The organism is Asticcacaulis sp. AC460 (assembly GCF_000495795.1).
GTDB lineage: Bacteria > Pseudomonadota > Alphaproteobacteria > Caulobacterales > Caulobacteraceae > Asticcacaulis.
In genome coordinates this window covers 24,152-42,514 of the sequence record NZ_AWGD01000045.1, presented here as the reverse complement: position 1 = coordinate 42,514, position 18,363 = coordinate 24,152, and the positions used below count along the sequence as shown (strand labels likewise).

Sequence of the window (18,363 nt, the reverse complement as noted above, 5' to 3'; positions counted from 1 at the left end):
GCTCTGTCCTATGGAATTGTGATGAATGCCGGCGACGTCGGAACCGGGACGGACGTAAATCCGGCCGCGTTTTCTGCTCGTACCCACAGATAATAGGTCCCGGCCGCCAGTCCGCTTTCGACGTGGCTGGTCGCCGTGATCAATCCGCTGATATCGGTCGGGCTCGTAAAGCTACTGCCGCTGGTCGTGAACACCCGATAACCTGTAACCGCAGGCCACCCCGTCGCCGTCCACGTCACGGTCAGGTCCGGCGCGCTGTAGGTCCGCCCCGGCGCCACGGGCCCGAACGCCTCCGCCCCGATGTCCGGAACGAAGGCGCCGCTGCCGGGACCGCCCGATGATCCCCATTCGGTCGTCGCCGGCCCGCCATACCCGCCACCGAAAACGGCGCGGCATTGCAGGATGACCGCCTCCGATGGCATGGGACCGGTCACGATATCCGCATGACCGCTGTCGCTTGTCGACCCGGCATAAACCGGCCCGCTCCAGGTCGCACCACCGTCCGTGGAATACTGGTATTGATAGGCGACATCGGACCGGTAGGCGTTACTCAAATGCAGGGTGTACCGTGCCTGATAAACGCCCGGACTGATCTGGACATAGTCCAGCAGCTCGTAATCGTTGATATTAGGCACCCCGACCGTATTGGTTCCCGTACCGCCACTGGCCGCCGTGTCGATCTCGATATACTCGTCGTCCTCGAACGCGAAGGCATCTTCCGTCATCTCGACGAAGGTCATGCGAACCTTCCCCGAGATCAAGTCGACAATCTCCACCCGGGTCGGCATGACGACGATGCCGTCCAAAGCCGCACAATCGGAAATCTTCAGCTTGACCAGCATCTCCCCCATACATCGGATCAGCGACAGCCCGCCGACCACGTAACCGCGCAGGCGGGCATTGACCTTGGCGTCATGGATCTTGGCGATGCGCTGGGCCTGCCAGTGATTTTGCACCCACGGCAGATCCAGCCGGCCGGCGCGAACCTCTCCGGCCTCGCTGATCAGGGCTTCGTTTCGCCACCGACCAGCATCGCCCTCCTTATAAGCCTCCGCCGCATGGGTGTAGACGATATCGAACGCGTTGCTGTCGGCTTCGGCATCGACCCCGCGCTCGAAGTAATAGCCATCGATAATGTCCAGCGTATCGTCGATTTCGACCAGATCCTCCGGATTCAACCACTTGCCGGCATAGACGATCAATCCGCCGCGCCCGTCCTCGGCCAGATAGCCGGAACACGCCTTCAACATATTATCGACCACCACCGACGGCGCATTGCTGACGTAATAGACGCCCCCCAGCGCATATCGCGCCTGGCTGGACAGATCCGGCAGCATCACGCTTTCGTCGCAGACATTCGCCGCCGTCGACCAGAACCGCAGATTGGGATTGATGACCCGTTCGAAATTCTTGCCGACGTCCTGGACCAGATAGTGCGCCAGGCAAACTATAGGGTTGTCGCTCCATTCCCAGCTATCGGCGTCGTCGATGCGATGATCGCCCACCCCGCCGTCGCGCGTGTCGTCGCGGCGCCAGTCATAGACCTTCCGCGCCTTCATCTCGACCGAAGGCGCCGGAAGCCCCTGCGGATAGTCGATCGAAAACTTGTCGAGCGGCGGATTCTGGCAGATCAGCAACAGGCTGGCGATCCCGTCGCCGCGCGCCGTCGCCGGCCACAAGGACGGCAGCGCCGCCGTGGCCTGGCTGTAGCTGGTCTCCGTGGCCAGCCCCAGACGCGTATAGATGCGAACACGGTCGTCATTCACGCCGAAGGTCTTGTCGTCCGGCGATATGACAAAGTTCGACCCATTCAGCGTGACCACAAAGTCATTGAGATAATAGGCCTCGATGCTCTCGATCTCACCGTCGTGCAGCGCGATGACGTCGTAACTGTCGGTGTCCTTGGCCGCATACAGCATGTACGACCCCGAGATGCGCACCCGGCCGAAGGCCCGCATACGCTCAGGGATAGGTTGTTTGGTCGTCTGGTAGGCCGCCTCACCGGCCGGAATATCCTTGCGGCCCACCGAACTGAGCGCCGTCGAAACCGTATAGGCCGTTGCGACATAGACGGCCGCATAGACGGCGGCATAGGCCGCGGTGCCGGCCGTAAACCCCAGAGCCTGGGTGACCCAGGCGGCAAACGCTGAAATCGGATCTCCCATCAGACCGTCCACGCCTTCAGGCATTTGGCCGGGCAGATCAGAACGCCACGCCGCCCCTGCAGCGCCCAGCGTTTGCCCGTGCAGATCGCCATCATCGGCTCCAGCAAGCCGGCTGCCGACACGACGCCGACGTCACCGCGCCGGGGCTGATCCGTGACCCTAAGCGACGTCAGCCCGTGCTCACACAGGGCCACAAGCCCGCCGAAATGGCGCAGCAACGCCTCCGCCCCGCCCTCGTCATAGACGCCGAAGGGTTCCGAAAGGTCGGGGTGGCCGTTCTCGACCAGCCACGCCGCAATGGTCTTGGCGCAATCGCTCAGACCGTAGGCGAAGCGGGTCGCCGACAACCGCGAAAGAAAATCGTCTAAACTGGCCATGGCTTTGTCGTCTCGTTGGCGTAACCGCGCACATTTCTGCAAAAATCGTCGTCCGACGATCGGGTTTTCTGGTCGCTGTCGGTGTAATAGGCGGGGTTGCCCTGCCGGCGCCGGACGAACTGCGATCCGATGCTGATGCTGATCGACGTCCTGGGCCCCATGTCACTGTCGGACTGCTCCTTGGACACCGAACACTTGTCGATCGTTCCCGTCCACAGCCAGAAAGGCGTTCCGACAGGCTGCAAATCGACCGGATCGAGGACCAGGAAACCGATGGAGGCACCGGCATAGCGAAGGTCGGACGAGTCGGTTTCCAACCCGGCCGCCAGATCAGCCCCCTGCACGCCATAGGCCGACATCCCCAGATCCACCCGCGAAGCCTGGCCGTTGATCAGGCTGGTCAGCGACGGAAGCCCGGTAACCTCGCCGATACCCAGATAGGTCCCGCCGGTCACATCGACGGCATCCCCCGCCAGCGCAAATGTCCCGAACGAAGCCGCGGCGCGGACGGGTGTGGGCGTATCGATATAGAGGATCGGCACGATGCTGACCGTCTCGGCCCGCAGCAATGCCAGTTGGTCATCACCGATAATCACGGCCGCGCCTCCACGAACGTCACCTGCAAACGGCCCGTCGCTTTCGACAGCCCGTCATAGTCGATCTGAAACGACCCCGGTTCGGCATGGACGTGCAGGAAGCAGTAGGACATGTACGCGGTCGCGCCTTCGGCCACGGCGCCCCGAAGCGGCGGCCGTATCTCGAAGGTTTGGTCAGTCCCCGACGTAGCTCCCTTGACGACCAGTTCGTAGATCCGCCACCGGTCCCCGTGGTGAAGACTGAACTTGCCGGCCCGGATCGTACCGGCGCAGTCCAGAACGATCGTCGTCTGCCGGTTGGCCGCGGCCGAATTGACGGCGAGCGAAATCGCCTGGGTGTAGTCGGCCGGATCGAACGTCACCCGCGCCGGAAAGGCCGAAGTCTCAAACGTCCGCGCGGGATCGCCGCCACCGACCTGCGACCTGGCCTGTCGCAGCGGCAGGATCAGCGACGGCACGCCGGACCCAATCAGGGCCAGCCACGCCTCCGCGGCCAGGACCGACTCCTTGCTCTTCAGCAAAGCATCGATCTGGATGCGCCAGGAACCGCCGGCCGAGGTGTCGACCGTCTGCGACCGGGCGCCATCTATGGCGATACCACCTGATTGCGAATTGCCGATCAGAGTCACCACCGGATCGGGGCAATGAAAAAGGCCGCAAGGCCAGACCAGATCCGCCACCTTATGCCGCCTCGTAGGTATCGCTTCGGCGGACGCTGCCGTAAGCGGTTTGATTGGCAATCTCGACCGCCCGTCCGGCCGCCGCTCGCGCATTACGCGCGCTGACGGCATTGACGTGGACATCGAAATATTTCGATTTATCGACCTCGACGCGCACGATCATCGGCCCACCCGCTGCAGCATTGACGTGCGGCATAATGGTTCCGGACACACGCGGCACAAACAATTCGGGCCGTTTCTCCCCGACCACATAGGCCCGGCCAGCCTCAACGGGCCCGCCCCCAGCACGAAACCCGGCAAAATCCATCAGGTTCGTCATCCAGCCACCGGACGTCCCGCTACCCCCACCCTGGCCGAAAATCCCGCCGCCCCCGAAGATTCCGTCGTGGCCATAACCGGCATCCTGGGCGGCGTTACCCCCGATCAGCATGCCGAGAATTTTCTCGAATCCTGAGGACGCCCATTTGGCGACCATGTTTTGCAGCGTGCTTTTGAAGGCCTCCTCGAACGTCGTCATGCCGGCGACGGCGCGCCCGAAGGCATCGGAAAAGCTGGTGCCAATCTCGAAAGCCATATCCTTGATCGGCGTCGCCAGCCGTGGAATATCCTTCAGCGACTCTTCGAACGGTACGATATTCGGCTGCTTGAGCACGCCAACGTCTTCCTGCCTCGGCGGTCCCAGTGGTCCCTCTTTCGCGTCGATGGCCTTTTTACGCAAATCATCCAGTTGCGCTGCCAAGTGCGCGCTCAGCAATCCCTTCACCTTCGTGCGCAAGGACTCTGGAAGCTGCTCCAATACGGTATAAATGGTCATCACCGGCATGTCGGCCTGCGCAACAACACGGCTACGCGCGACTGGCCTTGCGTTGCGTTTGGTTTTGGGGGGATCGACAGTGGTATCGGTGGTCGGTTTAGACCATTCGCCCATACTCCTGACTTTTGCGATCTTCCCGGCTTCCTCGTTCAGGCGATCGACTTCGGCCTGCGCGTTCTTTTTCTCCTGCTGGAGCTGCGGCAGTGTTTTGCCGGTATTGCGGTCGTAAATGATCCCCCTGAAATTGGCTTCATTCTTCGTCGCATCCGCCAGCCGCTTTTCAGCGACGGACAGAGCGCCCATGTTCTTCATGCCGCGGACTTGCAACTGATCCTGGGTCAGCGTTTCGACTTCAGCAAATTGCGAAACCCAGTTGGCCAGTTGGTTGACCAGATCGCCTATAGCATCCGTCGCGTCCTTGATCGGACCGATATTGGCAATACTCTGAACCAGATTGTCCCACGCTCCGCTCAGACTGCGTGTCAGGTTTTCGCCAGCGGTAAGGCTGTCATTGTAGGCTTTCGCATAGGTTTCGGTGAAAATCCGGAACGCTTCATTGCGTGCATCCGACGCCTTCCCGCTATCGAACAAAGCCTGAATATGCGTCCTCTCGCTATCGGTCAGGAAATGCAGACTATCATCCAGCTTGACGACATCGTCATAGTTGCCGGTGAACGCGTCCGAGACCTGCTGCGATGCCCCCACCAGGTCGATCCCCAGCACCTTTGATAAATGCGTCGCCGCATTGCCGAACTCGCCGATCCTTTCCGGATGAACACCCTCACGAAGAAACACCGATACAGCCTGACGCGCGCTCTCCGCGGATGCGCCCTGGGCGTCAAGGGCCCGCGCCACATCGGTCAAGGCCTCCGCGTTAAAACTTGATCCGTGAGCCAGCGCCGCGATCTGCCCGTTGAAGGTCGTCAGGTCGCGCTCCGTCCGCAGCGCGTTAGCGCCCAATCCGATGATCGCCGTTCCAACGGCGGCAACGATCACGCCTATCGGCCCGAAAGCGGCGCTGACACGAATGCCGGCTGCCGCAAGGGCGTCGAGCAATTTTGGACCATGCTGCAGCGCTGCCATCGCCAAAGATGTACCCGACATCAGGCTTTCCGCCGCACTGGCGCCTTCGCTGATCAGGTCGTTGAAACGTCCCGGTGAACGCGGCGGCCGACCGTTTGCACCACGATTCCCGCCCGCCGCCGGTGGCGTCGCATCGACCTCCTCCGTGCGACTCTGTCGAGTTCGGCGGATGCGTTCCAGTTCCGCGCCCGCGCGTCGTCCGGCACGGTCCGCCTGGGTTCCGAGGGCATCGAACGAAGCACCGACGCGCCGTATATCGGCGGCCATGGCATTCGCCTCGGTCCGAACGCGCGCCCGGGCGCGCTTCAACCCCGCGACCAGACCGTCGTCGTCGATCGTGAACTGATAGTGGGCCTCGCCCAGTCTGATACTCATGTCCAGCCGTGCTTCTGTTTCTCGGCGGCCCACGCTTTATTGTGAGCCGCCAGTTCCTGGGGATCTATCGGATCGTCAATCGGATCGGGCGCTGCGCAGGTGAATTCAAGGAATCCCTCAACCGCGCAGTTCCATTCCTTCAGGCTCAACGCCCAGAACTCGGCCCGCGACATCCGCATCTTGCCGAGGGCGAGGTTCAGCCAGTTGGACCAGAGGTCGCTTTCGCCTTTTCCCCGCCCCCGGCGCCCGCTTTTTTTGGGAAGAGCTGCATCACCAGCGTCTTCACCACCTGAAACGCCGCCTGGAACTCAGCCGACGACACATTGATCGCCGCCGCCGCCTCCCGCTCCAGCCCTCCGTCAACCAGGCACTCAACCAGCAGCCGGTTAAAGGTCTTCACATGGGCATTGAGCACCGCCACGGCGATCTCGTCGACGCCGTTAAAGCCGCTGTCATCCTCCACGGCCGCCAGGCCACGCAGGGTCAGTAGGACGGCGTGCTTGCCGCCGTCGATGGTGACGTAATCGCCACCGCGCGCCTTGATCGTCATGACTACGATACCGCCGTATAGTCGACCGCGCCCGACGACGTGCCGCCGATCGAATAGGTCACTTCACCGTCATGGTTGCCGGCTTCACTGACCTCGGTCAGGAAGAAGGTGCCGGCGAATGTGCCCAGCCCGTTGACGAAAACCTTGTAGCTCTTCAGCGTATTGTAAAGCCGGTAGTTGAACAGCTTCCCCATCACCGCCTTTTCCGATGCGTGATAATCGACGACGCCGCCGGCCTGGAAGGTCGCATTGCGCACACCTTCCCCGCCCAGCAGTTCGGTCCAGCCGGCGCTGTCGGAGTTGGTGACATCGACGGGCGAGCCGTTGATGGTGAAGTTCTTCGACCGGAGCGCCGGCAGGGTTTCCCAGGTCGTGCCCGAGGTGTTGACGGTAATGGTCATCAGGCGACCGGCAGATGCAGTGGTCATGGGGTATCAGCCTCCGAAAATGTGCAAACGATAGGTGGATTGATCGACATAGGCCCGCCCCGACTTGAAACAGTCGGTGTCGCTTCGGCGGGTATTGGGCAGGATGCCAAGGCCGGCATGGCCCCAACAGTTAAGCGCGGCATGAACGGCGTCGCCGGCCGCAGCCACGATGGCGGGACCGGCGTCTTCCGCCCCCCACACCGACAGGGTCAGGGTCATGATCACCCCTTCCGCCGCCGCATCGGTGTGGTTGCCGCGCGTCCGAATACGTTCGGTGACAACGTACGGAGTCTGCGGCTCATCAGCATCGGACGGCGCCTCCAGCAGATAGATCCGGTTCCCGACCAGGCCGCTCAAACCGGAGTCGGCCAGTAGCGCGGCCTGAACAGCGCCGACAATGGCTACGCGATCGACCATCACCGTCCTCCTTTATGTGATGCCGTGCGCAATATCTCGCCGGCCTGATCCCTGACCGCATCGGCCGCCAGATCGCCGCCACGAACCACCACGACCGAAACCTCGTCGTCGGAGCCGGCGACCTCCAGCCGCGCCCACGGCATCCGGTCTTCGATCTCCGCGACAGCCGCTTCAGCCGCGGCTTCCAACGCGCGCCGGATACGGATCGTCTCCTGCCGCACAAACCCTTGCGACAGGTCGGTCCAGGTCATCTTCACGCCCATCACTTCACATCCGCAAAGCTCAGCCGGATCCACGACCGTCCGGCCGGATCCACGCTCGAAATTTTATAGGTCCGCGACGCCGCCTCCCCGGCGACCCGCGATACGACTTCCAGTCTCTGCCCGGCCTGGATCACCGCCGTTTCGCTGTCGTAGCGCACCGTCGCCACACCGCGATTGCCGCCGTCTTCGCGCCCCGACCTTGCATCTGGCGCCGCAGCCCAGGCGACATGCGCCGACCGGGTGACAAAGGGCGCCCAGCTTTCCCGGCGCCCGCCCATGGCGTCGGCGTCGAAGACCGCCTGCAGGACGACCACCGTCTCGGTCAGGTCACGCAACCCGACCATCACAGCACCATCCGGCGAAACCCGGAAACCAGCTTATTGTAGCCCAGCCGGATTTCCTCCAGTGACGCTTGCTCATAGGCCTGCCGGTTCTCGAACCAGTGCGCGGCCAGCATCTTGATCGCCCGGATCAGCCGCGCCGGGATCAGGTCCGGCTCGGCATAACCGCAACGGAAATCGATCCGGACGGCGGACAGGTCCAGCCCGGCGGGGGCATAAACGGCCTTGCCGTGCGGCCCGCGCGTCAGCCAGTTTCCGGCATCGACCTCGACACCGGCCAGTTCCACGCCGGTTATGGCCAGCACCGGCCCGCGCTCGACGACGATCTGATCGTAAAGCCCGTCGCCGATCCGCACGGTTGTCCCGCATCCGACATTCATCCAGGCCCGCCAATGGGTCTCGACCAGCGACAGCCCGCAATCGGCCTCGACGGTATCGCGCGCGGCTGCAATCAATTCTGCAAGCAGCACATCATGATCGGCGCTTTCGATGCGCAGATAGGCGCGCAAGGTCGCAACCGAAACCGGCTCACTTGCCGGCGGCATAGTCAATTCAAGCATGAAGGCTCGCACAAACGATGGGAGAAAGCTGGAACAGAATCCCCTCTCCCCGTTCTTCACGGGGAGAGGTTAGGGTGAGGGGTTGCGTCAGAAGACGCAAACACTGTCAGAACAGATAAACCCTAGTTCCTCGCCGCCGGCGCCAGTTCCAGATGCCCCTTCAGCCACACCGCCGCCAGAGGCGCGGTGGTACTGTTATTTGCCACGGCCAGCTTGGCGCGGATATATCGCTTGCTGCCTTTGTAGCCGATCCAGAAGGTCTGGGTGTCCTTGCTGAAATCGAACGAAGCCTGGGCGGCGGTTCCGATCAGATCGGCAGCGGCCACAGCGGTTTCATTGCCGCTCATGGTCGAATTGTCCGACTCCCACACCGTCAGGGTAAAGGTGGCATCCGCATCGGCCAGCACGCCGGTGGCGATCACCAGGGACGCTGAACCGCAGCCTTGCAAATCCAGGGTGGTGAAAACCTGTTCGCTGTTGTCAGAAACAACCGCCGGCGCCAAGGCCACCACGGGCTGCAGTTTGGAAATATGATCGAGCATCATGATCGATGTCCTTTTCAGATAGGGGTTTCGCTTAGGCCGTACCGAACTTCAGATACTTGACCTTCTCGGTGCGATGCAGCCCGCCGCCGACGCGCTTGGTCGTGTAGAACTCGACATAGGGCTTGGCGGTATAGGGATCGCGCAACAGGGTCGTGCCGCGGCGGTCGTAAACGTGGTAGGCGCTGAAATCGCCGAACGCGATGGCGAAGGCATTGGCGGCGACCGACGGCGCCAGGTCGTTCAGCGTGACGCCATAGCCCAGGATGGTCGACGCCACCCCGGCCTGCAGCGACGGCTGGTAGATGTAATTGCCGTTGCTGTCCTTGACCTTGACCAGTTTCGACTGGGTGATCCGATCCATCATGAAGCCGGCGCGCGGCAGATAGGCCGGGTGCAGCAGCGCCACCAGATCGATCAGGTTATCATACGGATCGAGGCCGAAATCGCCCGACACACCCGTCACCTGATAGCCGACCTTGCCGTCAACGACCTCCGTCTTGCCGGTCTGCGCCGCCCCGGTATAGGTGAACAGCCCCTTCGGCTTGCCGATGCCGTTGCCGTTGGTGTGGGCGTCCAGTTCGTATTCGTTGAACAGCTCATTGACCTCACCGACCAGCCATGCCTCGATCTGGATGGCGTCTTCCAGGATGGTCTGGGTCGCCCGCGGCGCCGCATACAGTTCGTGCGCCACGATATCGGTGGTGCCCAGCTGCGGCGTGCCCGTCTCGCTGCGCGTCGCGGCTTCCGACACCCAGCCGGCCGCGCCCTTGCTGGTCTGGCGGACCAGCCGGATGGCCGGCGCCGTACCGCTGCGCACCGTGGCCACCGACCGGATCGGGTTCATCTCGCGGGCCAGGCCGGCGATCGCCGTATCCAGTTCCGGCGTCACCAGAAAACCGCCGGCCGCATCCGTGCCCTCATTGGCGGCGCGATACTGGGTCGGCACATTTTCCTTGCCCTGGCCACGCACCAGGTAGTCGGCCAAGGCTACCTGATGCTCGCTGCGCCGTTCATCGCCGCCCTGCGACAGATCTCGACGCGCCAGTCGCGTCTCGATGTTGGTCAAGGCGGCCTCGACCGCCGCGACCTTGCGCGCCTCGTTCAGCGCGTCATCGGCCTTACGCGTCAGTTCGGCAAACTCGGCGCGCATGCGCTTCTGCGCTTCCAGGTGAACACCATCGCGCGTCTGCGCCTCGGTGCGAATGGCCTCGACGATGTCGAGGATCTTGTCATGGCTGTCTTGCGACATGGGATAACCTCATAAGAAACAGTTGATCTTGCAGGCCTTTTACAAGTCCTGTCGGATCCGCTCCCTCCCGGAGGTCGGCCTCCTTGAACCCGCTTGACGTAATCGCGCGGGCGGCATTGCCGCTGAACCCGATCCGCTTCAGCAGGTGTTCGAAATCGCGCTTGGTCCGCGGCAGTTGGAACCCCGCCTCGGCCCTCAGGCTTTCGATGACGGCGCCAGGCACCGAATTGGCGGTGACCAGGCTGATCTCGCGCAAACTCACCTCGGTAAAGGTGACGGAACCATCGGTCTCGACCCGCCAGGCGACGGGCACGAAGCCGATCGACATGCCCAGCACGACCTTCATGCGAAACAGTCCGCCGACCCATTCGCGCTCGGTCGAGACGATCTCACCGACCGCCCGCAAACCCTCCAGCCCCTCCGCCAGATCCAGCCAACCGCCCACCGGCCGGTTGTCGGCGTGGTTGACGTACATGGGCAGAGTCCGCCCGCGGCTTTTCCAGGCGGCGATGCTTTTCAGGAAACACCCTGGCGCAAACCGGGTGTCATGACTGTCGAGCGTGTCGAACGGGCAGGCAAAGCCATCCACCCGCCCGGCCACCTCCGCCTCGACCTCACTGGCGACAAAGCGGTATTCCACCACTCCCGCACTCGGCACATGTTTCATGAAGAATAACCCGAAACTTAAAGACAGATATTTCAATATCTTATCCCTCCCCGTTATACGGGGAGGTGGATCATTTGCGGTTAGCAAATGAGACGGTGGGGGATTTGGCCCGCTGTAACCTTCGACACATCAGTTCAAGCTGACTGATCTTTCTCTCCCACCGCCACCAAGGCCGCCCTGGCCAGCGCTCCACACCTGGCCCGCGACACAGCCGCAGCCGGCGCCTCGCGCCACATCTCCCGCGTGCCGTCCAAAATCGACCGCGCCGCCGTCAAGGCCCGCGCCTGCCCATCTTCGACCTGAGCTTCCAGCTCGATCACCGTAGCCAGCTTGACGACCAGATCGGCCAAACCATCGGCCGCATCCTCGCCCAGCCGCACCACCGCCGCTTCCAAAATCCCGGCCAACCTTCCGGCCAAACGCCGTTCCGGCCCGCGCCGCATCCGCACATCCGTCATTGCGCCCCTCCAACCTTCATACCCAGCGGCACCTCACCGCCGGCAACCAGCACCACATCGCCCTCACCGCCAACCGGCCCGAACCCGACCAGTTGCCGCTTTTCATTGATGCTTAAACCCACACCTCTGGCCGCACGCTCCCAACGCACAGCCTCATCCGCTGCACTGGCCGCATCCGCGCTGTAATCGAACCGAATCTCAACCCCGGGCGCCACCGGCTGCAGCCACGCGGTCAACTCCCCGGCGATAAACTCGCACAACGGCCGCACCGTATCGCGGGCAAATCCCACCCGCGCCTCGGCCTGGTTATTGAAGGTCGAATCTCCGGCAATCCCCAGCAGCACCGGCGGCACGCCCAAGCCGAAACAGATCTCCCGCGCCGTCGCGTTCCTCAGCTCCATCGCCTGCATGTCCGACGACGACGCCCCCAACTCCTGATACGACAAGGTCCCGGCCAGGAAGGTCGGCAACCTTCGCGTCGCGTCATCCTTCATCTGCTGGCTCAACCTGACCCGCTCCTCGCGGATCTGGTCGGGCTCCAGGGTCGTATCCTTGTCGACCACCACCACAGCCGGCCTGCGCCCCTGGTGCTCGAACTGCCCCTTGGCATAGCCGCGAACCGCATTGTTTTCCTCGATCGACCGCCCGGCCATCTCGACCGGAGACGCCGCCCTGTCGCGCAGATTGGGCCGCTGGCGGATAATCCGCCGCACCTCGCACCACCCGTCGGGCTCGATGGGAAACACCACCGGTCCACCCGTCTCGCGCCGGAACTCATACCCGTTCAACACACCTTGCCGATCACGCCGCGGCTCAAATCCCTTGCGGCCATGGACATACAGCTCACTCAGCCCCGCCGTCACCCGCACCCCGCGCAGATAGGCCTGGCCGTAGGTCGCCATCAACACCGCCAGGGCATATTTGACCTGCCCAGCACTGTCCTCGCCATTGGCCCGCCGGTTCAGCACGTCCACCAGCGGATGATCCTCCACCCGCTTCCCGTCGCGCCACACCTCGATCGGCAGCTGCGCCACCGCCTGGCCGATCATGTCGGCGCACCGCGCCGCCACCGGATTGCCATAGGCCACCTCATAGGCGTCCTGCGTTCCGCTCAACCAATCGACCCAACTGGTCTGAGGGTTATCCAGCCGCGCCACATAGTCCCGCGCGACGCTTCGCCCAAAAAACTTACCTGCCCATCCATCCCAGAACGCCATCAGTACACTCCGAACCCGACCTGACGCCGGCTCAGCTCGGTCAGCGCCCACACCAGCGCATCCAGCCGATCCGGAGACTGGCCCTTCACGGCATATCCATTCGGTGTCATCTGCAATAACTGCCCTTCCAGCGCCGGAAACGGGCGCTTGTGATAGACCTTGTGCTGCTCATAAAGCGCGGCGATCGGCTCGGCCCGCACCTGCTTGCCGCGGCTGGCCGTGACCTCGCGGATTCGGCAATGGACTCCGTTGACCCGCAGATTGCTGGTCACCAGGTCGCCGCCGAAATTCTTCTCGACCACGACGCAGTCGGCCGCATAGGCATCGACCGCGCGCAGCACTTCCGTCGCCCAGCCCTCCGGCGACCTGGCCGCCACCGACCGGTCGTCCAGCACGATATAACCATCGGCGCCATACCGTCCGGCGACCACGATCCCGACCTCGTCGCCACCGCCGCCGGCCGGATCTACGCCCACGACGACCCGGCCGACGGCCTCCATGACCTTGTCTCGGCCCTGCACCCAGGCCCGGTCCAGCAACTCGCGCGTCCACAGAGCATTCTGGGCCGACGGCATATAGGCGCCATCCCAGATCCACGCCGCCCGCAACGGATCCTTCTTGCGATCCAGCGCCATCTGCTCGCGCAGCGCCGGCGGAAAATGCGGATTGCTGTCCCAGTTGACCCGCCGGCACACCGCCCCCTGCGGCGACACATCGCCACGAAAGAACCGGTCGACCGGATCGGTCGGCAGCATCGGGTTCCACAGGCACCACAGCTCGGACTGCGGGGTCCGCAAAACGGTAGGTATCAGCACATCCAGCGACCTTTGCCGCCCTTCACTGGCCTCTTCCCAGATGGTCAGGGTCGCACCTTCCAGCGACTTGATGCCTTCGGGTTTATTGCCGCGCCACAGCCCAAGGAACAGGATCTCCGCCCCATTCCGCACATTATAGAACCGACCGTTGGCCTGCCGGAACTCCCTTTCCAGCCCGTAAAATTCGAGCCGCTTCCGCACCAGGGTAAAGGCGCTATCGGCCAGGCTGCCCTGTATCTCACGAACAAACACCACCCGTGCGCCGGGCGTATTCACACTGTGATAGATAGCGGCATTGGCAAATTCCCAGGATTTGCCCGCGCCTCTGCCCCCATGCACCGCCCGGAATCGATAGCTCCCCAGCTCTTTTTCCGTCAGAAACTCAAAAGCCGGTATCGTTTCAAAGAACATTCTTCCTTCTCCTCTCCACGAAGTGGGGAGGTCGGGTGAGCAAGAGCGCATTGCGCTCGCCGCGCAAGGAAGCGGTGGAGGGGTATTTTCCGCAGATCCAAACGCCAAAAAAGCCAACAAAAAAGCCCACCAACCGGCGGGCCCATACATCACTCACAATCCTTGACGATGACGTCTGGCTCATCTGACTCGCTCCCCTCGTCAACCACGGAAGTATCATAATCGCCCTCCCCCAAGGGCGGCGCTTCACCCGTAGTCACATAATAAATCACCGGCGGCTCGATCTTCCCCTTGCCCTTGCCTTCAGCCTGACGGCCGGCATGCTCCATCAACAGCTTGGCGGCAGCCACCCGTGACGCCTCACTCTTTCCGCCGGCGACGATCTCGGCGAGATACCGGACGGCGATGGCCAGATAGTCCGGCGGCTTATAATCATCCCGGATATCCAGAGCCCTGCCCTTTCCACCGGCCGGCGGCGTAATCACGTCCTCCAGCCTCAAAATTCTCTGAAGCCGTCTGCGGCTTGTCATCATCGGCTTATCTCCAATGAAAAAGCCCGCCGGTTTCCACCTGCGGGCTCATTCATCCGTCGCAATTTCTGACGATGAGAACTGGCTCATCTGACTCGCCGTCACCGTCAAGCCGTTGTTCAAACCTCAACGCGAGCCATCATTCGGAAAAAACCCAACACGTACGCGTTGTAAATGGGCTCTCCCAGGCGATCGAACCAGTGATCGGAACTCCACGGCATCGGCGGATGATTCAGGGCCTGACGGGCGACCGCGTCGATATCGGGAAATGCCGTTAGACAACCATCGAGAATGGCTTTTTTCTGATCCGGAGCGGCAACCACCACATCATTACTAATCCAGGAATCATAAAGTATAGCCAACAATGCTACCGCTGATCCCGAACGCAAAAGATTCGTGTCCACACGTCCTTCGTATTCAGCCTCCTCAGCGGTGAGATACTTAAGAACCGGAAAACGAATAAAATCGGATGCTCCAAAGCTAAAGCCGTTATATCTCCAGACCATAAAGCAATACATCATCAGTATATCTTTAACGGCGTCGTAGGCCTCGTTAATATTTTCGTCCGTAATCAGATGCATGATTTTTTGATACTACACAGATCCCGTAGATGGAAGATGATATTGTCCGAAAGTATAGGTAGGAAAATTGTGATTTTTAGTTGATCACGTCCATCGCCGCGGCCATCATCCCGTCGCCGTGGACATGCACCCGTAACCCGGGCACCAGCTCCATATACCCCAACCCGGCCTGCACCTCCGCCGCCCAGGTCGCCGTCGTCCGGAACACCCGCGCCCCAACCTGAACCTCGATATCACCCGACCTATCATGGCCCTGCGCCACCGCATGATCACGGCCATCCACCCCATAACAGCAGTCCCAGCCGTAGATATGCGCCTCGCGGAAGCCCAGACTGTACATCAATCCCAGCACCGTCCCCGTCACACTTAATCCCGGCGCGACCACCGCACTGCCATCGGGCAAGGCCACCGCCCCACCGTCAGCCACATGCCACAGATACACATCAAACCCGACCAACCGCTCGAACACCTGCGGATGGCACTTGCTGGCCAACATATGCCGCGTTCGCCCCATCGGCTTCGCGACATGATCGGCGACACAGGCCCGCGCATCTACGGCCGCCCACAGATCCGGCCCGTCTGCAAACAGCCTGTACGCCCCATTCAACGCCAGGGACGGCGACATCAAAGGCGCCTGCAAAACCGACGGGCCATTGGCATAGATATGCACCGGCCGTCCGGCCTTCAGCCCGCAAGGCACCGGCGGCAACCCGCGCGCCAACGCCGACGCCACATGCGCCTGCAACATATCATCCCCAAAGCCGGTATCGGCCTGCAAAACCACCTGGGTCCCGGCCACATCCCCGCCGGCCGTGGCCCGCCATCGTCCCGGCGCTTCGACGACATATTCCAGCATGATACCTCAAGCCCCCGGGGGCTGCGGGGCAATTATTCAAATGTAAAAGTTGTCTTCTTCTCCCGCCCCGTTCTTCACGGGGAGGGGGGACCGCGAAGCGGTGGGAGGGGCTTTACCGTCAGTGGAAATACCACCTTTATTGGCAGATTTCCCGCGGAACACCGCCACCCCAGTCACAATCCGTGACCATGACAAACAGGCTCATCTGATTCAGCCCGGCCGTCAACCCATCACCACACAATATGATCCAGCACATCGGCCACCAGAACCCCAGCCACCAGCACACTATTCCCACTGCCCAGATCGATGACCACATCCGCGCCAACCTGGCTGACGATAGCGTCATTCTCGACCCCGCCGCTATAGGCGCTGACGTCCACGCCATCCCCATCCACCGCTGAGAAATCAACGATCCGATCACCGCCGTTCCCCACCGCAAAAAGGAAAACATCCGCCCCACCGCCACCCGTCAAGGTGTCATTCCCCCCACCACCATTCAAGCGGTTCGCCCCCGCATTGCCGGCGATGGTATTGTCCACCGCATTGCCGGTCGCATCGAAATCGCCCGCCCCCTGCAAATACAGCGCCTCGACAAATCCTTCCGCCAGGACATAGCTCACCGACGACAAGACCGTATCGAACCCATGCGCCACCTCCTCCACCACCTGATCAGCGGCCGTATCGACGATAAACACGTCATTGCCGTCCCCACCGCTCAGGGTGTCGGCGCCGGCGCCACCGTCCAGGGCGTTGGCGCCACTGTTGCCGGCGATGTCGTCGTCCCGTTCACTGCCGGTCGCGGACAGATCCGCGGTCCCGCCCAGCCTCCAGTGCTCGATCGTCACCGCATTCACAACCAGGTTGAAAAGGGTGACCACCGTGTCGGCCCCCTCACCGTCAAGCTCCACCACCGCATCGTCCGCGCTCTGGACGACATAGGTGTCATCCCCCAGCCCGCCGGTCAGTACATTGGGCCCGCCGTTTCCGGTCAGCACATTGTTGAGCCCATTGCCCGTGCCGCTGAGCGCCGCGCTGCCGCCCAGGCTGAGATTTTCAATATGGTCCCCCAACACCCAGTCGGCCGTCGTAATGACCGTATCGATCCCCTCGCCGTCCGCCTCGATCACCACATCGCTGCCGGCATAGACATAGTAGGTATCGTTGCCCCGGCCGCCGGCCAGGGTATCCAGACCGGCCCCGCCGTTCAGCCCATTATTGCCGCTGTTTCCGGTCAGGCGATTGTCCAGCCGGTTGCCGGTAAGCGTATAATGGCCGCCACCGGTCAGCACCACATCTTCGACCTCATAGCCGGCCGCATAGGTGACGGTGGTATAGACCAGGTCGTGTCCCTGGAAATCCAGCTCGGTCACCACATCCCCGACGGCATTGATGTAGTAGGTATCGTTGCCAAACCCGCCGGCCAGGGTGTCGTTGCCGCCGGCGCCGTCGATGACATTGTTGCCGCCATTCCCGGTCAGCCGGTTGGCCAGCGAATTGCCGGTCACCGTCGTATCGCCCGTCCCGGTCAGGATCAGGTGCTCGACCGCCCGCCCGAACAACGAATAGCTGACGCTGGCATAGATGGTGTCCGAGCCTTCCCCATGCTTTTCGACGACATTGTCGCCGGCCTCATCGACATAGTAGGTATCGTGCCCCAGCCCGCCGCGCAGGATATCGCCCCCCGCCCCGCCATCCAGGACATCGCGGCCGTCACCACCATCCAGCAGATTGCTGCCGGCGTTACCGGTCAGCACATTGTTCAAGGAATTGCCGGTGGCTGTAGTATTCCCCAGTCCGATCAGCACCAGGTTCTCCACCGCCCGCCCGAACAGCGAATAGCTGACATGGGACTGGATGGTGTCGATGCCCTGGTTGTGGCTTTCGACCACGCTGTCATTGACATGGTCGACATAGTAGGTGTCGTCCCCAAGCCCGCCCTGCAGGATATCGGCCCCGGCCCCGCCATCCAGCACATTGTTGCCCACATTGCCGATCAGCAGGTTGTTCATGCCGTTGCCGGTGGCGTTGATGTGGTCTGCTCCCGTAAGGGTCAGATATTCGATCTGCCGTCCGGCCAGCGAGAAACTGACCGAAGCCCTGACCAGGTCTACGCCCTGGCCGACCCCCTCCAGCACCGTGTCGCTGAGACTGTCGACGACGAAGGTATCGTTGCCGGCTCCGCCGCCCATGATGTCGTCGCCGTTTCCGCCATCGATCCAGTCGTGGCCGTCGCCGCCGAACAGCGTGTCCAGCCCTCCGCCGCCACTGAGGGTATCCTGGCCACCGAGGCCATTGGCGCCATCATTGTCCTCGCCGCCGGTGAACGTATCGTTATCCGGCGTCCCGGTAAAATAAACCATGGCTCGATCCCTTTAGGTTGGTCGC

Annotated in this window: 22 protein-coding genes; all 22 read right to left on the bottom strand. The window is 62.3% G+C overall.

Annotation, left to right across the window (positions count from 1 at the left end):
* Positions 1-8: 8 nt before the first annotated feature.
* Positions 9-2,165 (bottom strand): fibronectin type III domain-containing protein, encoded by a 2,157-nt coding sequence (locus tag ABAC460_RS47155; RefSeq protein WP_023455894.1) that lies wholly within the window; start codon positions 2,163-2,165, stop codon positions 9-11.
* Entirely contained in the window at positions 2,165-2,542 is a 378-nt protein-coding gene (locus ABAC460_RS47150) for a DUF6950 family protein (protein WP_023455893.1), read from the bottom strand. Before ABAC460_RS47150 ends, ABAC460_RS47155 begins: the two co-directional genes overlap by 1 nt.
* Complete coding sequence (locus ABAC460_RS47145; protein ID WP_023455892.1) at positions 2,530-3,138, bottom strand: hypothetical protein; 609 nt, start codon at positions 3,136-3,138, stop codon at positions 2,530-2,532. Before ABAC460_RS47145 ends, ABAC460_RS47150 begins: the two co-directional genes overlap by 13 nt.
* On the bottom strand, positions 3,135-3,818 hold the full coding sequence (locus ABAC460_RS47140) for a hypothetical protein (protein WP_023455891.1): 684 nt from the start codon (positions 3,816-3,818) through the stop codon (positions 3,135-3,137). The genes ABAC460_RS47145 and ABAC460_RS47140 overlap by 4 nt, the downstream gene beginning before the upstream one ends.
* Before the next feature lies 1 nt (position 3,819).
* Positions 3,820-6,090: a phage tail length tape measure family protein gene (locus ABAC460_RS47135; RefSeq protein WP_023455890.1), complete on the bottom strand. Its 2,271-nt coding sequence runs from the start codon at positions 6,088-6,090 to the stop codon at positions 3,820-3,822.
* The gene (locus ABAC460_RS50065) at positions 6,087-6,263 is read right to left on the bottom strand and encodes a hypothetical protein (protein ID WP_023455889.1); all 177 of its coding nucleotides are present in this window, start codon (positions 6,261-6,263) and stop codon (positions 6,087-6,089) included. The genes ABAC460_RS47135 and ABAC460_RS50065 overlap by 4 nt, the downstream gene beginning before the upstream one ends.
* 23 nt (positions 6,264-6,286) lie before the next feature.
* Positions 6,287-6,640 carry a hypothetical protein gene (locus ABAC460_RS47130; protein ID WP_023455888.1) on the bottom strand — a complete coding sequence of 118 codons (354 nt, stop codon included), beginning with the start codon at positions 6,638-6,640 and terminating at the stop codon, positions 6,287-6,289.
* A 2-nt stretch (positions 6,641-6,642) separates the two neighbouring features.
* Entirely contained in the window at positions 6,643-7,068 is a 426-nt protein-coding gene (locus tag ABAC460_RS47125; RefSeq protein ID WP_023455887.1) for a phage major tail protein, TP901-1 family, read from the bottom strand.
* A 6-nt stretch (positions 7,069-7,074) separates the two neighbouring features.
* Positions 7,075-7,485 carry a tail completion protein gp17 gene (gene gp17, locus ABAC460_RS47120; RefSeq protein WP_023455886.1) on the bottom strand — a complete coding sequence of 137 codons (411 nt, stop codon included), beginning with the start codon at positions 7,483-7,485 and terminating at the stop codon, positions 7,075-7,077.
* On the bottom strand, positions 7,485-7,736 hold the full coding sequence (locus tag ABAC460_RS47115) for a hypothetical protein (RefSeq protein ID WP_155914769.1): 252 nt from the start codon (positions 7,734-7,736) through the stop codon (positions 7,485-7,487). Before ABAC460_RS47115 ends, gp17 begins: the two co-directional genes overlap by 1 nt.
* A gap of 11 nt (positions 7,737-7,747) precedes the next feature.
* Positions 7,748-8,092 carry a phage head completion protein gene (locus ABAC460_RS47110; RefSeq protein ID WP_023455884.1) on the bottom strand — a complete coding sequence of 115 codons (345 nt, stop codon included), beginning with the start codon at positions 8,090-8,092 and terminating at the stop codon, positions 7,748-7,750.
* Positions 8,092-8,649, bottom strand: a complete 558-nt coding sequence (locus ABAC460_RS47105; RefSeq protein WP_081716697.1) for a head-tail connector protein — start codon at positions 8,647-8,649, stop codon at positions 8,092-8,094. Before ABAC460_RS47105 ends, ABAC460_RS47110 begins: the two co-directional genes overlap by 1 nt.
* Before the next feature lie 122 nt (positions 8,650-8,771).
* Complete coding sequence (locus ABAC460_RS47100) at positions 8,772-9,194, bottom strand: hypothetical protein (protein ID WP_023455882.1); 423 nt, start codon at positions 9,192-9,194, stop codon at positions 8,772-8,774.
* A gap of 31 nt (positions 9,195-9,225) precedes the next feature.
* The gene (locus ABAC460_RS47095; RefSeq protein WP_023455881.1) at positions 9,226-10,443 is read right to left on the bottom strand and encodes a phage major capsid protein; all 1,218 of its coding nucleotides are present in this window, start codon (positions 10,441-10,443) and stop codon (positions 9,226-9,228) included.
* A complete protein-coding gene (locus tag ABAC460_RS47090; protein ID WP_155914768.1) occupies positions 10,424-11,110 on the bottom strand; it encodes an HK97 family phage prohead protease in 687 nt (228 codons plus the stop codon). Before ABAC460_RS47090 ends, ABAC460_RS47095 begins: the two co-directional genes overlap by 20 nt.
* Before the next feature lie 134 nt (positions 11,111-11,244).
* Positions 11,245-11,568 (bottom strand): hypothetical protein, encoded by a 324-nt coding sequence (locus ABAC460_RS47085; protein ID WP_023455879.1) that lies wholly within the window; start codon positions 11,566-11,568, stop codon positions 11,245-11,247.
* Positions 11,565-12,785: a phage portal protein gene (locus tag ABAC460_RS47080; protein ID WP_023455878.1), complete on the bottom strand. Its 1,221-nt coding sequence runs from the start codon at positions 12,783-12,785 to the stop codon at positions 11,565-11,567. The genes ABAC460_RS47085 and ABAC460_RS47080 overlap by 4 nt, the downstream gene beginning before the upstream one ends.
* On the bottom strand, positions 12,785-14,011 hold the full coding sequence (locus ABAC460_RS47075; protein WP_023455877.1) for a phage terminase large subunit: 1,227 nt from the start codon (positions 14,009-14,011) through the stop codon (positions 12,785-12,787). Before ABAC460_RS47075 ends, ABAC460_RS47080 begins: the two co-directional genes overlap by 1 nt.
* Before the next feature lie 149 nt (positions 14,012-14,160).
* Positions 14,161-14,496 (bottom strand): hypothetical protein, encoded by a 336-nt coding sequence (locus ABAC460_RS47070; protein WP_155914767.1) that lies wholly within the window; start codon positions 14,494-14,496, stop codon positions 14,161-14,163.
* 164 nt (positions 14,497-14,660) lie between these two features.
* The gene (locus ABAC460_RS47065) at positions 14,661-15,122 is read right to left on the bottom strand and encodes a hypothetical protein (RefSeq protein ID WP_023455875.1); all 462 of its coding nucleotides are present in this window, start codon (positions 15,120-15,122) and stop codon (positions 14,661-14,663) included.
* Positions 15,123-15,198: 76 nt separating this feature from the next.
* Positions 15,199-15,978, bottom strand: a complete 780-nt coding sequence (locus tag ABAC460_RS47060) for a hypothetical protein (protein ID WP_023455874.1) — start codon at positions 15,976-15,978, stop codon at positions 15,199-15,201.
* 230 nt (positions 15,979-16,208) lie between these two features.
* On the bottom strand, positions 16,209-18,338 hold the full coding sequence (locus ABAC460_RS47055; RefSeq protein WP_023455873.1) for a beta strand repeat-containing protein: 2,130 nt from the start codon (positions 18,336-18,338) through the stop codon (positions 16,209-16,211).
* Positions 18,339-18,363 lie beyond the last annotated feature (25 nt).

Coding starts and splice junctions, on each gene's coding strand:
- ABAC460_RS47115 (WP_155914769.1), bottom strand. CDS start 7,736: ATGACCTGGACCGACCTGTCGCAAGGGTTTGTGCGGCAGGAGACGATC.
- ABAC460_RS47110 (WP_023455884.1), bottom strand. CDS start 8,092: ATGGTCGGGTTGCGTGACCTGACCGAGACGGTGGTCGTCCTGCAGGCG.
- ABAC460_RS47100 (WP_023455882.1), bottom strand. CDS start 9,194: ATGATGCTCGATCATATTTCCAAACTGCAGCCCGTGGTGGCCTTGGCG.
- ABAC460_RS47095 (WP_023455881.1), bottom strand. CDS start 10,443: ATGTCGCAAGACAGCCATGACAAGATCCTCGACATCGTCGAGGCCATT.
- ABAC460_RS47055 (WP_023455873.1), bottom strand. CDS start 18,338: ATGGTTTATTTTACCGGGACGCCGGATAACGATACGTTCACCGGCGGC.
- ABAC460_RS47090 (WP_155914768.1), bottom strand. CDS start 11,110: ATGAAACATGTGCCGAGTGCGGGAGTGGTGGAATACCGCTTTGTCGCC.
- ABAC460_RS47135 (WP_023455890.1), bottom strand. CDS start 6,090: ATGAGTATCAGACTGGGCGAGGCCCACTATCAGTTCACGATCGACGAC.
- ABAC460_RS47105 (WP_081716697.1), bottom strand. CDS start 8,649: ATGCTTGAATTGACTATGCCGCCGGCAAGTGAGCCGGTTTCGGTTGCG.
- ABAC460_RS47080 (WP_023455878.1), bottom strand. CDS start 12,785: ATGGCGTTCTGGGATGGATGGGCAGGTAAGTTTTTTGGGCGAAGCGTC.
- ABAC460_RS47065 (WP_023455875.1), bottom strand. CDS start 15,122: ATGCATCTGATTACGGACGAAAATATTAACGAGGCCTACGACGCCGTT.
- ABAC460_RS47125 (WP_023455887.1), bottom strand. CDS start 7,068: ATGACCACTGCATCTGCCGGTCGCCTGATGACCATTACCGTCAACACC.
- ABAC460_RS47075 (WP_023455877.1), bottom strand. CDS start 14,011: ATGTTCTTTGAAACGATACCGGCTTTTGAGTTTCTGACGGAAAAAGAG.
- ABAC460_RS47155 (WP_023455894.1), bottom strand. CDS start 2,165: ATGGGAGATCCGATTTCAGCGTTTGCCGCCTGGGTCACCCAGGCTCTG.
- ABAC460_RS47130 (WP_023455888.1), bottom strand. CDS start 6,640: ATGACGATCAAGGCGCGCGGTGGCGATTACGTCACCATCGACGGCGGC.
- ABAC460_RS50065 (WP_023455889.1), bottom strand. CDS start 6,263: ATGTCGCGGGCCGAGTTCTGGGCGTTGAGCCTGAAGGAATGGAACTGC.
- ABAC460_RS47085 (WP_023455879.1), bottom strand. CDS start 11,568: ATGACGGATGTGCGGATGCGGCGCGGGCCGGAACGGCGTTTGGCCGGA.
- ABAC460_RS47060 (WP_023455874.1), bottom strand. CDS start 15,978: ATGCTGGAATATGTCGTCGAAGCGCCGGGACGATGGCGGGCCACGGCC.
- ABAC460_RS47150 (WP_023455893.1), bottom strand. CDS start 2,542: ATGGCCAGTTTAGACGATTTTCTTTCGCGGTTGTCGGCGACCCGCTTC.
- gp17 (WP_023455886.1), bottom strand. CDS start 7,485: ATGGTCGATCGCGTAGCCATTGTCGGCGCTGTTCAGGCCGCGCTACTG.